Origin of the sequence: Paenibacillus sp. V4I5 (assembly GCF_030817255.1) — a bacterium.
Taxonomy (GTDB): domain Bacteria; phylum Bacillota; class Bacilli; order Paenibacillales; family NBRC-103111; genus Paenibacillus_E.
In genome coordinates, this window is record NZ_JAUSZB010000002.1 from 184,265 (window position 1) to 199,657 (window position 15,393).

A 15,393-nucleotide genomic window follows, 5' to 3' on the forward strand; every position below is an offset into this window, starting at 1 on the left:
TCGAATGTATGTTCGAAAAAATGCTTGGCAAACACCTGAAAACAAGTTATCATATACCTATAATGATAGAAGAAGGAAGTGAGTGTTTTGTCAGATCGTCGCGCAGCACTTGATAATGCTTTACGTCAAATTGAGAAACAGTTCGGAAAAGGCTCCATTATGAAGCTTGGAGAATCTACACATATGCAAGTTGAAACGATTTCATCCGGCTCTCTTGCGCTTGATATCGCTCTTGGAATAGGTGGATTTCCACGCGGAAGAATTATTGAAGTATACGGACCAGAGTCTTCCGGTAAAACTACTGTAGCTCTACATGCAATCGCAGAAGTACAGAAGAATGGTGGACAAGCAGCTTTTATCGATGCGGAGCATGCATTGGATCCTTCTTATGCAAGCAAGCTTGGTATTAATATAGATGAGCTTCTACTCTCTCAGCCGGATACCGGTGAACAAGCACTTGAGATCGCTGAAGCACTAGTACGAAGTGGTGCTGTAGATATTATTGTTATTGACTCTGTAGCCGCTTTAGTACCTAAAGCAGAGATTGAAGGCGATATGGGTGATTCTCACGTGGGTCTGCAGGCACGCTTGATGTCCCAAGCGCTTCGTAAGTTGTCCGGTGCGATCAACAAGTCCAAAGTTATCGCGATATTCATTAACCAGTTGCGTGAAAAAGTAGGCGTTATGTTCGGTAACCCAGAGACAACACCTGGTGGCCGTGCACTTAAGTTCTACTCATCCGTTCGACTAGATGTTCGTCGTGTGGAAACAATCAAACAGGGTAATGATATGGTTGGTAACCGCACAAGAATTAAAGTCGTTAAGAATAAAGTAGCTCCGCCGTTCAAACAAGCGGAAGTGGATATTATGTACGGTGAAGGAATTTCACGCGAAGGCAGTATTATTGATATCGGAACAGAGATGGATATCGTTAATAAAAGCGGAGCTTGGTATTCGTATGAAGGTGAGCGTCTTGGTCAAGGCCGTGAGAATTCGAAGCAGTTTTTGAAAGATAACAAAAGTATTTCGGAAACGATTGAATTACGGATTCGAGAGAACAGTAATCTAATCAAAGCAGTCCCTCTTAATGTTGACGAGGAAGACGATGAATTGGAACCAGATTTCGAATAAGTTTTAAATGATCATACATGAAAGCACCTTAAACCTTGTGTTAAGGTGCTTTCTTCATTGAAGGAGTTGGTTAGTTTTGAATAGCGAAGAGCAACAACCATTGTTAATCATCACCAAGGTAGAGAAACAGAAGCGTGGTAAGCATCGATACAATATATTTCTAAATGAAGAATACGCATTCTCGGTTCATGAAGACATTTTAATCAAGCATCGGTTAAACAAAGGAGAAACGATACATCTACAAGAAATCGAAAGCATTACGCTTGATGAGGAACAGAATATGGCTTATATAAAGGCAATAAGCATGATAGGCAGACGACCACATTCATTAAGTGAAGTAAAACGTAAGCTGAAAGAGAAAGGATTCGAAGTGCATATCATTGCATGGGCATGTGAGAAGCTTGTCCAGCAAAATTATATCAATGATGAGGAATTTGCGAAAATGTGGACAGATAATCGCATTATTTCGCAGCGAAAAGGTCGTAATCTCATTCGACAGGAGCTCCAACAAAGAGGCATTGATAAAGAATTAGTTAAAAATGCGATGGAGACAATCAATCCCGAAGATGAGTATACGGGGGCGATGAAGTTGGGCCAAACGAAATGGAAGCAAACCTCAGGCAAGACAATAGATCGTAAAAGAAAGACGGGAGCTTTTCTAATGCGGAGAGGTTATACGGGCTCTATTGTCAACAAGGTTTTGGGGGTACTAAGCAGTGAATCGAGTGAAGAGGAATTTGAAATCTCAGATGATCCCTTTGATTGTTAATGACATTAATTATAATTTAAATTAGTTAATGACGTTAAATATTTCGCGGGAACTGGAAATACTTATTCAGTCATCTTAGGGACATTCGCTTGACAAGCTTCTTCGACAAAAGATAAAATAACAGTGTATATTTTCATAATGTATTCAAAATCATACTCATTTCATTGATTTTGAGGGGACAGATGTAGAAACCGCCAATTTTTACACTGTTGATTATGGATTATTAGCACTATAGTGCCTCTAACGCACGGTGCGCATTCATTTAAAAGCCATACTCTTAATTAGTAGGGTATGTATGACTAGTCAAAACAATTAAAAATCGGATTAAAAAACCGAAGGGAATCCCAGGCTAACACCTTGGAGAAACCAACGAGGAGGTGAACAAGATGATGTCATTCATCTGGATCGCGATCATTCTCATTGTTGGAGCTGCATGCTTAGGGATTGGTTATTTTATCCGTAAATCTCTTGCAGAAGCGAAAATTTCCAGTGCTGAAACAGCCGCTGAACAGATTACAGAATCTGCAAAGAAGGAAGCAGAAGCACTGAAAAAAGAAACGGTTCTGGAAGCAAAGGACGAAGTGCATAAACTGAGGTCCGAAGCTGAAAAAGACATTCGTGAACGTCGAAATGAAATTCAACGACAAGAAAGACGATTGTTGCAAAAAGAGGAATCGCTGGATAAAAAATTAGAATCTCTCGAGCGTAAAGAAGAGCAAGTTGCCAACAAAGAGAAGCGGATCGAGGATACACAATCACAAATTGATCAGCTTTATAAAAGCCAAGTTTCGGAGTTAGAGCGAATTTCTGGTCTTACAATGGATGAAGCTAAGAGTATCATTCTTACAAATGTAGAACAGGAAGTTCGTCACGAAACCGCACAGCTTATTAAAGAAATCGAACAGCAGGCCAAAGAAGAAGGTGATAAGAAAGCCCGTGAAATCATCACGCTCGCCATTCAACGTTGTGCTGCAGATCATGTTGCTGAAACAACGGTTTCAGTTGTATCACTGCCAAATGAAGAAATGAAAGGCCGAATTATCGGTCGTGAAGGACGTAATATTCGCGCACTGGAAACATTGACGGGTATCGACCTTATTATTGATGATACGCCAGAAGCAGTTATTTTATCAGGATTTGATCCAATCCGACGCGAAATTGCTCGTACATCTTTAGAAAAGCTTGTTGCTGATGGACGTATTCATCCAGCACGCATTGAAGAGATGGTCGAGAAATCCCGTAAAGAAGTGGACGAGCGTATCCGCGAATACGGGGAGCAAGCCACGTTTGAGGTTGGTGTACACGGATTGCATCCTGACTTGATCAAAATTTTGGGTCGCTTGAAATTCAGAACAAGTTACGGTCAAAACGTGTTGAAACATTCCATGGAAGTAGCTTATCTGGCTGGTCTGATGGCCGGGGAGCTCGGGGTAGACGTAACTTTGGCGAAACGTGCCGGGCTGCTTCATGACATCGGTAAGGCGCTAGACCACGAGGTTGAAGGATCTCATGTGGAAATCGGTGTTGAAATTGGTAAGAAGTACAAGGAGCATCCAGTCGTTATTAATAGTATTGCTTCTCATCACGGTGACGTGGAAGCAACCTCTGTTATTGCAATGTTAGTAGGAGCTGCAGATGCTTTATCCGCAGCAAGACCTGGAGCACGCAGAGAGACGCTTGAAACGTATATCAAACGTTTGGAGAAGCTAGAAGAAATTTCGGAATCCTTCGAAGGTGTTGAGAAATCATACGCCATTCAAGCTGGTCGCGAAGTACGTGTAATGGTTCAGCCGGAGAAAGTGGATGATACCGAAGCATTCCGTTTAGCCCGCGATATTACGAAGAAAATCGAGAGTGAACTCGATTATCCAGGACATATTAAGGTTACGGTCATTCGTGAAACAAGGGCTGTTGAATACGCTAAATAAGATACCAATGCGAAAAGTGGCTGATATAGCCACTTTTCCTTATTTTCAGGCTTGTCATTGAATCTATCAATTGCTCGCCTTTGCATCTAGGGTTTATAAAGGAGCTATAACATTGTTATGAAAATTGTATTTATTGGAGATATTGTAGGATCTGTTGGAAGAAAAGCGTTAAAAAATAGTATGCCTAGATTAAAACAAGCTCATCCTCACGCAGTGTTCATTGCTAATGGTGAGAATGCTGCCGCAGGGAAAGGTATTACAGCGGCAATAGCTAAGGAAATCTATGAGATGGGCATTCAAGCCCTGACGATGGGCAATCATACGTGGGACCAGAAAGAGATTTTTGATTTCATTGATCGTGACGAGAAGATGGTTCGACCCGCAAACTTTCCTCCTGGGACACCAGGTAGAGGACATACGGTCATTAAGGTCAAGGATCAGGAATTACTGATTATTAATTTGCAAGGACGCACATTCTTACCGCCGATTGATTGCCCATTTCGTAAAGTGGATGAAATTCTTGAAGCGGATAAGAAGAAACATAAATTTGTATTTGTTGATTTCCATGCAGAAGCAACCTCTGAGAAAATTGCGATGGGTTGGCATTTAGATGGAAAAGTGTCAGCAGTTGTCGGCACTCATACACATGTACAAACGAATGATAACCGTGTTTTGCCGCAAGGAACAGCTTATGTAACCGATGTAGGGATGGTAGGGCCACGTGATGGTATTCTTGGCGTTGAACGTAATGCTGTACTGCAAAAGTTCAAAACACAGCTTCCAGTTCGATTCGTTACGGATGAAGGCAAATGGCATTTCCATGCTGTCGTGATTGAATTGAACGATCAGACAGGTTTGGCAAAAGGAATTAACCTTATCCGCTATGATGAAGATCAAGTTTTCATGGATTAGCAGATAATTTCAAATATTGCGAACATTTAAATCGGATAGGATAGCATGTTTGTTCAACCTTGAGAATATGATGGGTAATGGAATCTATCCATCATTCCCGAGGAGGTACTATTCATGGATGTATTAAAAGTTTCAGCAAAGTCTAATCCAAACTCCGTAGCAGGTGCATTGGCAGGTGTTTTGCGTGAGCGTGGAGCTGCTGAGCTCCAAGCTATAGGTGCAGGCGCCTTAAACCAAGCCATCAAAGCAGTAGCTATCGCAAGAGGATTTGTCGCGCCCAGTGGAGTCGACTTAATTTGTGTACCAGCCTTTACAGACATCGTGATTGACGGGGAAGATCGGACGGCCATTAAACTTATTGTAGAGCCAAGATAATAAACCGTACCATACTAAATACCAAGCCTGTTTACCTAGTAGACAGGTTTTTCACAATGCCTATCAAACCTCTGCTTAGGGGTTTTTGTGTTGTCTAGAAGATGGTGTATAGGAGGCTGCTAGGATGAGAATAATGGATGGTCACTGCGATGCGCTTACGAAATTGTATATGAACCCCAAGTTGGATTTCGATAAGGAAGAACACGAATTGGATGTTAGTTATCCAAGGCTTAAGCAAGCGGGAGTAAAGGTTCAGTGTTTTGCCATCTATTTATCGGACTCCATTCAGCAGCCTACATTCGATCATATTTTGCAAATGGTGGATTTATTTCATCGAAAAATTGTTGGTCATCCAGGAATGAAATTTATTCAAAATGTCGATGACTGGCGTGCTGTTGAAGCGGGGGAACAGATTGGAGCTATTCTCACTCTTGAAGGTTTAGATGCTTTAGCTGGTAACATGACGCATTTAAGGATTCTTCACCACCTTGGTGTTAGAAGTATTGGTTTGACTTGGAACTATGCAAATTGGGCTGCAGATGGTGTTATGGAGCCGCGTAAAAGTGGTTTTACAAGAAAAGGCAAGCTGATGTTAAAAGAATTAGAAACTATGGGTATAATAGCAGATGTATCACATTTATCAGTAGCGGCGTTCTGGGAATTAGTTGAGGTGTATGCTAAACCATTTATTGCTTCCCATTCGAATGCTCAAAAAGTTTGTCCTCATCCAAGAAATTTATCAGACGACCAAATCAAAGCTATCATCCAGTGTCAAGGACTAATCGGAATTACATTTGTTCCTTACTTTGTAGATAGCACAAATTTAGCTGTTCCCATTACGGCACTGCTGAAACATATTGATCATGTTTGTTCACTGGGTGGGGAAGGGCATATTGGCTTTGGATCGGATTTTGATGGGATCGAACAATGGATAAAAGGTTTGAGACATGTCGGTCAATACGGAAATATAATAGAAGCTTTGTGTAGAAACTATAAGGAATCTCAAGTGGAGGCATTCCTGTATGGGAACTGGCGAAAGTTCATGCTCACCAATCTTCCAAAATGAAAGTTGGGAATCATTCTAATATTGATATGGATTCGATCTAAAAACTCTATGTTTTAGAATCGTTTAAACCCCTTGCAATTTGCTCTATAAAGGCATAGAATTTGGATGACAAGTGAAAGAAATTTTTTATAGCATCATTTTAAATTTCTACAAATTAGCTTTTTAAGGTCTACATGCAGCTACAATCAAAAGGAGTGGACGTACGGTGATTAGTCAGTTATCTTGGAAAATCGGAGGTCAGCAGGGTGAAGGGGTCGAAAGTACAGACCGCATTTTCTCTACTGCATTGAACCGTCTCGGTTACTATTTGTATGGGTACCGTCATTTCTCTTCACGGATTAAGGGGGGGCATACAAATAACAAGATTCGCATCAGCACTAAACCGATTCGCGCAATTTCAGACGATTTGGACATTCTGGTCGCTTTTGACCAAGAAAGTATCGATTTTAATGCACACGAACTTCGTGATAACGGTGTTATTGTTGCAGATGCAAAGTTTAACCCCGTTTTACCTGAAGGAATTAAAGCACGTTTGTTTCCAGTTCCAATTACTGCGATTGCAGAAGAACTAGGAACTTCCCTATTTAAGAACATGGCCGCATCAGGCGCTTCGTGGGCATTGCTCGGTTTGCCGCTTGACGTGTTTAATAAAGCTGTTGAGGAAGAATTTGGCCGTAAAGGCGCAGCTGTTGTAGAAAAAAATATTGAAGCTGTTCGTAAAGGTGCAGAATCCGTTCTGGAATTGGCCGGTGGACCTATTGCTGACTTCCAATTGGAACCAGCTGACGGCAACCAAAAATTGTTCATGATTGGTAACGATGCCATCGCTCTTGGAGCTGTTGCAGCAGGTTGCCGCTTTATGCCAGCTTATCCAATTACACCAGCATCTGAAGTTATGGAGTACTTGCAAAAAGCACTTCCTAAATTGGGTGGAACTGTTATCCAAACGGAAGATGAAATTGCTGCATGTACAATGGCTATCGGTGCTAACTATGCAGGTGCTCGTGCACTAACAGCTTCTGCAGGTCCTGGTCTGTCTTTGATGATGGAAGCTATTGGTCTGGCTGGTATGACTGAAACGCCTGTTGTTATCGTAGATACACAGCGTGGTGGTCCAAGTACGGGTCTTCCAACGAAACAAGAGCAATCTGACTTGAACGCAATGGTATACGGTACACACGGTGAAATCCCGAAAATCGTTCTTTCCCCAAGCACGATTGAAGAATGCTTCTATGATACGATTGAAGCTTTCAACCTTGCTGAGAAATATCAAGTTCCGGTTATTTTGATGACGGATCTACAACTCTCCTTGGGTAAACAATCCGCAGAGATGCTAGATTACAACCGTATTGTGATTGACCGCGGAGCGCTAGTAACAGAAGCTCCTGAAACAGAAGCGAATCAATTGTTCAAACGTTATGAGTTCACTGAGAACGGTGTTTCACCGCGTGTCATCCCTGGCGTGAAAAATGGTATTCATCATGTTACTGGTGTTGAGCATGACCAAACTGGTCGTCCTTCGGAAAGCACTGAAAACCGTCAACGTATGATGGATAAGCGTCTTGAGAAGCTGAAACACATTCAAGTAACAGATGCCATTAAATTCGACGCACCTCATGAGAATCCAGATCTTCTAATTATCGGAATGGGTTCCACTGGTGGAACAATTGATGAAGCAAGAAGCCGCGTTGAACTAGAAGGAATTAAGACAAATCACGCTACAGTGCGTTTGATTCATCCGTTCCCTGCAGAGCAGCTGAGACCTCTTGTTGAAAAAGCGAGAACAGTTATCGTTGTCGAAAACAACGCAACTGGACAATTAGCAGATCAAATTAAACTGCATGTTGGTCATGCAGATAAAATTAAAAACGTTCTTAAATACAACGGCAATCCGTTCTTGCCAGCAGAAATTGAACAAAAATGTAAGGAGTTGACTTTAGCATGGCAACATTAAAAGACTTTCGTAACAATGTAAAGCCTAACTGGTGTCCAGGTTGCGGAGACTTCTCTGTACAAGCGGCAATTCAGCGTGCAGCAGCTAATGTTGGTTTAGAGCCTGAAGGCTTAGCAATCGTATCTGGTATCGGCTGTTCCGGTCGTATCTCTGGTTACATCAATGCTTATGGTTTCCACGGTATTCACGGTAGATCTTTGCCAATCGCACAAGGTGTGAAAATGGCTAACCGCGATTTGACAGTTATCGCTTCAGGCGGTGACGGCGACGGCTTCGCAATCGGTATGGGACATACTGTACATGCGATTCGTCGTAACATTGATGTCACATATATCGTTATGGATAACCAAATTTACGGTTTGACGAAAGGTCAAGCATCCCCACGTAGTGCCGAAGGTTTCAAAACGAAAAGTGTACCATCAGGTACAATTGAGTCTGCGATCTCACCATTAGAAGTTGCGATGGCTGCCGGTGCTTCTTTCGTAGCACAATCGTTCTCCAGTAACTTGAAACAGTTAACAGCTGTTATTGAAGCTGGTTTGAATCACAAAGGTTTCTCTTTGATTAACGTATTTAGCCCATGCGTAACTTTCAATAAAGTAAAACACGTATGACTGGTTCAAAGAGAACATCGTAGATTTGGATGAGATTCCTGATTATGATTATACGAACCGTGTGATGGCAATGACCAAAATCATGGAAACAAACTCCATGTTGACGGGTATCATCTATCAAAACAAAGAGAAAAAGAGTTATGAAGATTCCATTCCAAGCTTCGCTAAAGAAGGACTTTCGAAACAAGACCTTAAGCTTTCAGAAGCAGATTTCAGCAAAATGCTTACTGAATTCAAATAATAGTTGCACATTGAGGGCATATGGAGATTATCCGTATGCCTTTTTTGCTGAGCGGCAATACTGTCTACTATCACAAAAGTAAAAGGATGGTTACTATGAAAACAGTCCCGGTAGGGGTTTCAGCCAGACATATACATCTATCTCCAGCTCATATCGACATTTTATTTGGTCAGGGATATGAATTAACGACGTTAAAGGCTCTCTCACAACCAGGACAATATGCGGCTCAAGAAACGGTCACGATTGTTTGGACCCAAAGGTAAGATCGAGAAAGTACGTATACTTGGACCTGCACGTCCAAATACACAAATCGAAGTATCGCGAACAGATGCATTTTCTTTAGGGATTAACCCGCCGGTACGTGAGTCCGGACACATAGAACTCACTCCTGGCCTTCGTGTCATTGGTCCAAAGGGTGAGATAGATCTGGAACGAGGCGTAATTGTCGCGGCTAGACATATTCACTTTCATACTTCGGATGCTGAGAAATGGGGCATTCAAGATAAACAGCTACTACGTGTCAAAGTGAATGGAGCACGACCTTTGATCTTCGAGAATGTCATTGCGCGTGTATCTGATAACTATGCGTTAGACATGCATATTGATACGGATGAGGGGAATGCTGCTGGTGTGAAAACTGGCGATTTAGCTGAACTGATAGATTAGTTCTAGTAAGGCAAATTTCCATACAAATGCTAATTTCTTTTTGTACTATGTAGGCATGTGATGATATAATAAAAGTTGCGTCAGTTTACTACAGCAAAACTCTTAGGAGGAAAGAAAGTGGCTAACCAAGTGAAATCCGATAAGGATTATTCCCAATATTTTCAGCCTCCTTCACTGACAGATGCAAAGAAGCGCGGAAAAGAAGAGATCGCCGTACACTATGACTTCACCATTCCTGAGGACATGCAGGAGTTCGGCAAAGATAAATATTATTTGATTCGCACTTACGGATGTCAGATGAATGAGCATGATACAGAAGTAATGAAGGGTTTACTCGAGCAAATGGGCTATCAAACGACAGAGGACAAGTACCAAGCAGATGTTATTCTGCTCAACACTTGTGCAATTCGGGAGAATGCAGAAGACAAGGTCTTCGGCGAGCTTGGCCATTTGAAGGCACTTAAAGCACAGAAACCTGGCCTTGTTCTTGGTGTTTGTGGTTGTATGTCGCAGGAAGAAGCGGTCGTGAATCGAATTATGCAAAAGCATGCTTTTGTAGATTTGATATTCGGTACGCACAATATTCATCGTCTTCCGACCTTATTGAAGGATGCCTTCTATAACAAGGAAATGGTTGTTGAGGTATGGTCTAAAGAAGGCGATATCGTTGAGAATTTACCAAAAAAACGTGAAGGAATCCGTGCTTGGGTGAACATCATGTTCGGCTGTGATAAGTTCTGTACCTACTGTATAGTTCCTTATACGCGCGGAAAAGAGAGAAGTCGCCGGCCACAAGACGTGCTTGCTGAGGTTAGAGACTTGGCTCGTCAAGGGTTTCAGGAAATTACGCTGCTTGGACAGAATGTCAATGCCTATGGTAAAGATTTTGAGGATATTGCGTATTCATTCGCGGATTTGATGGACGATATTCGTAAAATTGATGTGCCGCGTATTCGCTTTACGACTTCGCATCCAAGAGATTTTGATGATCGCTTGATTGAAGTGTTAGGTAAACGCGGTAATCTAGTAGAGCATATACATCTACCAGTTCAATCGGGTAATACCGAGGTTCTGAAAAGAATGAGCAGAAAATATTCCAGAGATCATTATTTACAGCTGGCCAGTAAAATTAAAGAAACGATGCCCGATGTCGTTCTGACAACAGATATTATCGTTGGTTTTCCAGGTGAAACGGATGAGCAATTCGATGAGACCATGTCTCTTTATGAGGAAGTAGGCTTCGATTTCGCGTTTACATTTATTTATTCACCGCGAGAAGGTACGCCTGCTGCCGATATGGAAGACAATGTACCGATGGAAGTAAAGAAACAACGTCTATATCGCTTGAATGAATTAGTAAATAAATACAGTAAAGCGAGCAACGAGAGATTGTTAGGGCAGACTGTTGAAGTACTTGTTGAAGGCGAAAGCAAGAATAATGCTGATGTACTAGCTGGTCGCACGCGGACGAATAAATTGATCCATTTTACTGGCGACAAGTCTTTAGTTGGCCAAATGGTTGAAGTGGAAGTGACGCATGCACAAACTTGGATTTTGAAGGGTGAGATTGTTCACAAACCCATGAAAATGTCCATTTAATTTGAAGCTGAAATAGATAGGAGCGTGTTTAGAAGTGTCCCAATGTGAACATAAACATAATGATAATGAACCTCATGCTTTTAAAGTAGAGGAGTTTACAAATACGGAAATGATCGTACGCGAAGATATTTTAACCAAAGCCAAGGAATTGGCTGAATTGTTAACGACTTCGAATGAAGTACAGTTTTATCAAAAGGCTGAGAAGCAAATCGCTACGAATCCTGATATCCAAGTGCTAATTGGTGCAATCAAAAAGAAACAGAAGGAAGTCGTTGCTTTTGAGACTTTCCAAAATGTTAAAATGATCGAGAAAATTGAGAATGAGATTGAAGTGCTGCAGGATCAATTAGATGAGATTCCGATTGTGAATGAATTCAAGCAAACACAAGAGGATATCAACTATTTATTACAGCTTGTTATGTCGGTCATTCGTGATACGATATCGGATAAAATTAATGTAGAAGCAGGTACAGCGGAAGCTCCGACATCTTGCGATTAAGATAACATCCTTTGGGAATTGGAAAATCGTCCTCTGCTCAGGCGTACTGCTTGATATGAGTGGCGATTTTTTCCCAAAAGGGCAGCTTATGAAATGAGTCTTTCTATGGAAAAGACGGAAGAAGACTTACTCGAAGGAGACATTGTCATGCTTACAGTTCGTAATTTAAGTAAAGTATATCCTCCGGACAATCAGGTACTTTCACAAGTGAGCTTTCAAGTTGATGAAGGCGAATTCATTGCGGTTATTGGGGGCAGTGGTAGTGGGAAAACCACTTTATTGCGATGTATCAGTCACCAAGAGAAATGGACAAGCGGTCAGTTGATCTATAACTCCATTGATATATCGAAGCCAGGTCCATTCGAACGCTTCAAATTAGGTAGAGATTTCGCATTTCTTGAAGAAAAGCCTGCTTTAAATCGAAATAAAAGCGCTGTCAAAAATGTCATGATGGGTCGTGTCTATCAAACACCTCTGCGTATTTTGACTGGCATGACTTCGAGAGATGAGCATGTGGACAGCATGGATTATTTGGAAAAAGTGGGGTTGCTTGATAAGGGTGAGAAGAAAGTGGGCCAGCTAAGCGGCGGTGAACAGCAGCGTGTTGCTATTGCTAAAGCTCTAATACTTGGACCAAAGGTACTTGTCGCCGATGAACCTGTTTCTGGACTTGACCCAAAATCAACGGAATATATCTTGCAGGATTTAAAATCGCTTTGCAAAGATCGAAATATGAGCGTCATTGCAACACTGCACCAAGTTGAACTTGCGGAAAGATATGCCACCCGTATTTGGGGACTTTCTGAAGGTAAAATTGTGCTGGATATTCCAGCAAGGTCACTCACCATGCGTGAAAAAAAGCTCATATTTGGTGAAGTATGATCCAGGTCTTATTCGTTTGCTTAGGAAATATATGTCGTTCTCCCATGGCTGAAGCGGTTTTTCGTCATCAGGTAAAAAAGGCGGGTCTCGATGCTGTAATTGCGATTGATTCTGCCGGAACTGGTGATTGGCACATTGGACATCCCCCACATCAAGGAACTAGGGACATATTGGATCAGTATCAGATTAATCATGAGGGTCTAAAAGCAAGGCAAGTTAGGTCTGATGACTTTGTACAATATACATATATCATTGCGATGGATGAGAGCAATGTAACTAATCTGGCATCGTTTGCTCCTGTTTTAGTTGAAGGTGAGAAACGAGCTGCCATTCATAAATTGCTGGATTTTGCACCTGATCGTGCTAATAAAGATGTTCCAGACCCTTATTACACGGGTAATTTTCAAGAGGTGTACGAGATGGTAGAAGATAGCTGCGAACGCTTACTAGCCTTTATTATCGAAAAAGAAAAGCTGTAAGATAATCTCTTATAAAATTAAAAAAGCAAGTGTGAGAAAAGATTCATTTCTTTTCACCCTTGCTTTTTTGTTGTGATGGAGCTCTAAAATATAGTTATACCGATGCGCTGCATATATTCAGATATGGCTTTGAGCATACTCGGGTGGATGGGAATAATGATATCGGTTGGACCTATTTCGAACAGCCCGCTGCGGTTATGGACGGTAGCTGCTTGGACATAAATGCGGAAGTAATCAGAACCCGGAGCTACATGGGTGAATTCTCGATTGGCTGATCGCAAGTTTACGAAGGTGACTGCTTTGAGAGCAGAATGATCGTATGGAATAATGCTAATGATATGTTCCAACTTGAAATAATAATTAATGTGGGGTTTGTGAAGGATCAACTCTTTGGATGAGACAGTAAGACCGAAATCCCTCTTCTTATGCGACATTTTCAAGTCGCCCTCAAGTGATTTAATCGGAATGAAATCTGAATTCATAGTAAAAGACCTCCTTACCAGTCATGATGATCGCATGTCTTAACAGAATAGCACAGATCATCAAGTATGTTAATGGAGGTCTCTGGGTGTTCAATTTTGCTGAAATAAAATGGAGCATTGGGTGCCTTGGTTTAAATTACTGGAGAAGGAGATCTTCCCGTTCATCATTTTGATAATACTCATTACCACAACGAGCCCAAGTCCAGTCCCTTGTTCTTTGGTCGTGTAGAATGGCATGCCAAGCGAATTTAATTGCTGCTTACTCATTCCAACGCCAGTGTCAGAAATAGAGATTTGAACAGCATTAGGCAGCTTACAGGTGCTTAATGAAATCTTACCGCCGTTAGGCATGGACTCAATCGCATTTTTAACAAGATTCATCAAGCATTGGCGCAGCTTTTTGGATTCTCCTAGGATGTAAAGGGGATCCTCATTTTCATGACTAATATGGATAGCAACTTGATGATCTGTAGCAAATGGCGAGATGAAACGCAGCATAGCTTCTATCTCTTCTTTGAGTTCTAATTGTTCCTGTAAGTTAGATGACGGCTTGGCATAGTTTAAGTAATCACCTAGGAGGGCATTTGCTTGATCCACACCTGACAATGCAAGGTCGACATAACGTTTGTGATCGTTGAAGGATAGCTCTTTCTGATCCAGCAACTGAAGAAAGCCTCTTGTAGATGTGAGAGGATTACGTATTTCATGAGAAATGGTGGCTGCAAATTGGCCGAGCATTCGATCCTTTTCCAATGCGACAAGTCTTTGTTTGTGAATCTCATGCTTTTTCACAAAAAATTGTAAGTATGTAATCATCCAAAGAGAGAAAAAGGATAAAATTACGGTGTATGCAGCATACAAGCTTATAGGAGATCGTATGTTCAGCGCTAAAAGCGCATACAATACTACGTACACGAGCAGCATACCCGTTGCATAAGCGAATTTCATCTTGAGTATAGGTTGATTTGTCCTATTTCTAAAGAGAAATCCACCTAATAGTAAAACAGCACTGCTTATTAGAGCGGGTTGCCAATAGTAATTCAGGACGACCATACAGCCTATGTTAAATAAGGTCCAGGCAATAAAAGCTGGTATAAATCCGACAAACAGAATCACAGCAATCAAGCTGATCGGAAACAAATGGAGGGAATAAATTAAGGGATCAATGTCTTCAAATTTCCAGTACAAAAAGATGAGTACGATCAAAATAAGAGCAAATAGAGATCTACGCTGATGTTCTTTGTAAATGAAAATAGGGGTAAGAACTAGATGGATTAATATAGCACTCATGATGTAGAAGAGACCATGTAGTTCATTGGAAATGATTGAATGGAGCAAATGAAATGCCATCCTTTCCACTGTCCGACAGTATCTTTATTATTTCTACATTATCTCACATAAACTGACCTTATCAAGGGAAAAAGGCTATTTCGAATGCTAAAGATTTGATAAAGACTTATGGTGTTATTCCTATAAACCGCTGTATAATAAAGGAACACAATGATGCAAGCGTTTACAATCTAAGTTGGTTGTCAAACAAGGAGAGATGAGGATGCGGGCGTGCTCACAGGTTTGCGGTGTTGTCTTTAATCCGATTGATGATGATTATGTGGACGTATGTGCGGATTGTGAGGATGCCGAGAAAGATAATTCTGCTCAAGACGAGAATGAAGAGCCGAAAAGTTACTATTTGGGAGGGTGCGGCCTCATAATTGATTATTTACTATGAATGGACCCTTCAAAAAAAGGTTGATTACCAGAGATTTCTTGTTACAATGAGAGTAGATTTACTATTC

At 41.3% G+C, this 15,393-nt stretch carries 14 protein-coding genes and 2 pseudogenes; 14 read left to right on the plus strand and 2 right to left on the minus strand.

Annotation, left to right across the window (positions count from 1 at the left end):
* The first annotated feature begins 87 nt into the window (after positions 1 to 87).
* From recA to QFZ78_RS02755, 13 genes and pseudogenes are all read left to right on the plus strand, one after another.
* The gene (recA, locus tag QFZ78_RS02695; protein ID WP_047672987.1) at positions 88 to 1,131 is read left to right on the plus strand and encodes a recombinase RecA; all 1,044 of its coding nucleotides are present in this window, start codon (positions 88 to 90) and stop codon (positions 1,129 to 1,131) included.
* Between the two features lie 76 nt (positions 1,132 to 1,207).
* On the plus strand, positions 1,208 to 1,900 hold the full coding sequence (locus QFZ78_RS02700; RefSeq protein WP_307545162.1) for a regulatory protein RecX: 693 nt from the start codon (positions 1,208 to 1,210) through the stop codon (positions 1,898 to 1,900).
* Between the two features lie 386 nt (positions 1,901 to 2,286).
* The gene (gene rny, locus QFZ78_RS02705; RefSeq protein WP_307545163.1) at positions 2,287 to 3,828 is read left to right on the plus strand and encodes a ribonuclease Y; all 1,542 of its coding nucleotides are present in this window, start codon (positions 2,287 to 2,289) and stop codon (positions 3,826 to 3,828) included.
* Positions 3,829 to 3,945: 117 nt separating this feature from the next.
* Positions 3,946 to 4,740 (plus strand): TIGR00282 family metallophosphoesterase, encoded by a 795-nt coding sequence (locus QFZ78_RS02710; RefSeq protein ID WP_307545164.1) that lies wholly within the window; start codon positions 3,946 to 3,948, stop codon positions 4,738 to 4,740.
* Positions 4,741 to 4,854: 114 nt separating this feature from the next.
* Complete coding sequence (locus QFZ78_RS02715; RefSeq protein WP_028558349.1) at positions 4,855 to 5,115, plus strand: stage V sporulation protein S; 261 nt, start codon at positions 4,855 to 4,857, stop codon at positions 5,113 to 5,115.
* Between the two features lie 124 nt (positions 5,116 to 5,239).
* Positions 5,240 to 6,181, plus strand: a complete 942-nt coding sequence (locus QFZ78_RS02720) for a dipeptidase (RefSeq protein WP_307545165.1) — start codon at positions 5,240 to 5,242, stop codon at positions 6,179 to 6,181.
* 205 nt (positions 6,182 to 6,386) lie between these two features.
* Positions 6,387 to 8,135, plus strand: coding sequence for a 2-oxoacid:acceptor oxidoreductase subunit alpha (locus QFZ78_RS02725; protein WP_307545166.1), 1,749 nt, complete (start codon positions 6,387 to 6,389; stop codon positions 8,133 to 8,135).
* A pseudogene (locus QFZ78_RS02730) lies at positions 8,123 to 8,990 on the plus strand (2-oxoacid:ferredoxin oxidoreductase subunit beta). Before QFZ78_RS02725 ends, QFZ78_RS02730 begins: the two are co-directional and overlap by 13 nt.
* A gap of 95 nt (positions 8,991 to 9,085) precedes the next feature.
* Positions 9,086 to 9,656, plus strand: a pseudogene (pduL, locus tag QFZ78_RS02735) (phosphate propanoyltransferase).
* A gap of 129 nt (positions 9,657 to 9,785) precedes the next feature.
* Positions 9,786 to 11,255 (plus strand): tRNA (N6-isopentenyl adenosine(37)-C2)-methylthiotransferase MiaB, encoded by a 1,470-nt coding sequence (miaB, locus tag QFZ78_RS02740; RefSeq protein ID WP_373461094.1) that lies wholly within the window; start codon positions 9,786 to 9,788, stop codon positions 11,253 to 11,255.
* A 109-nt stretch (positions 11,256 to 11,364) separates the two neighbouring features.
* A complete protein-coding gene (locus tag QFZ78_RS02745) occupies positions 11,365 to 11,754 on the plus strand; it encodes a YlbF/YmcA family competence regulator (protein ID WP_307555434.1) in 390 nt (129 codons plus the stop codon).
* A gap of 105 nt (positions 11,755 to 11,859) precedes the next feature.
* Positions 11,860 to 12,636 (plus strand): phosphonate ABC transporter ATP-binding protein, encoded by a 777-nt coding sequence (locus QFZ78_RS02750; RefSeq protein WP_307545168.1) that lies wholly within the window; start codon positions 11,860 to 11,862, stop codon positions 12,634 to 12,636.
* Positions 12,633 to 13,115 carry a low molecular weight protein-tyrosine-phosphatase gene (locus tag QFZ78_RS02755; protein WP_307545169.1) on the plus strand — a complete coding sequence of 161 codons (483 nt, stop codon included), beginning with the start codon at positions 12,633 to 12,635 and terminating at the stop codon, positions 13,113 to 13,115. Before QFZ78_RS02750 ends, QFZ78_RS02755 begins: the two co-directional genes overlap by 4 nt.
* Before the next feature lie 83 nt (positions 13,116 to 13,198).
* Here the strand turns inward: QFZ78_RS02755 and QFZ78_RS02760 are convergent, their stop codons facing one another.
* Together QFZ78_RS02760 and QFZ78_RS02765 are read right to left on the minus strand one after the other, a co-directional pair.
* Positions 13,199 to 13,597 (minus strand): hypothetical protein, encoded by a 399-nt coding sequence (locus QFZ78_RS02760; protein WP_307545170.1) that lies wholly within the window; start codon positions 13,595 to 13,597, stop codon positions 13,199 to 13,201.
* A gap of 90 nt (positions 13,598 to 13,687) precedes the next feature.
* Positions 13,688 to 14,935, minus strand: a complete 1,248-nt coding sequence (locus QFZ78_RS02765) for a sensor histidine kinase (protein WP_307545171.1) — start codon at positions 14,933 to 14,935, stop codon at positions 13,688 to 13,690.
* 214 nt (positions 14,936 to 15,149) lie between these two features.
* On the opposite strand from QFZ78_RS02765, the gene QFZ78_RS02770 reads away from it, so the two are divergent.
* Complete coding sequence (locus QFZ78_RS02770; protein WP_307545172.1) at positions 15,150 to 15,326, plus strand: hypothetical protein; 177 nt, start codon at positions 15,150 to 15,152, stop codon at positions 15,324 to 15,326.
* Positions 15,327 to 15,393: the final 67 nt, after the last annotated feature.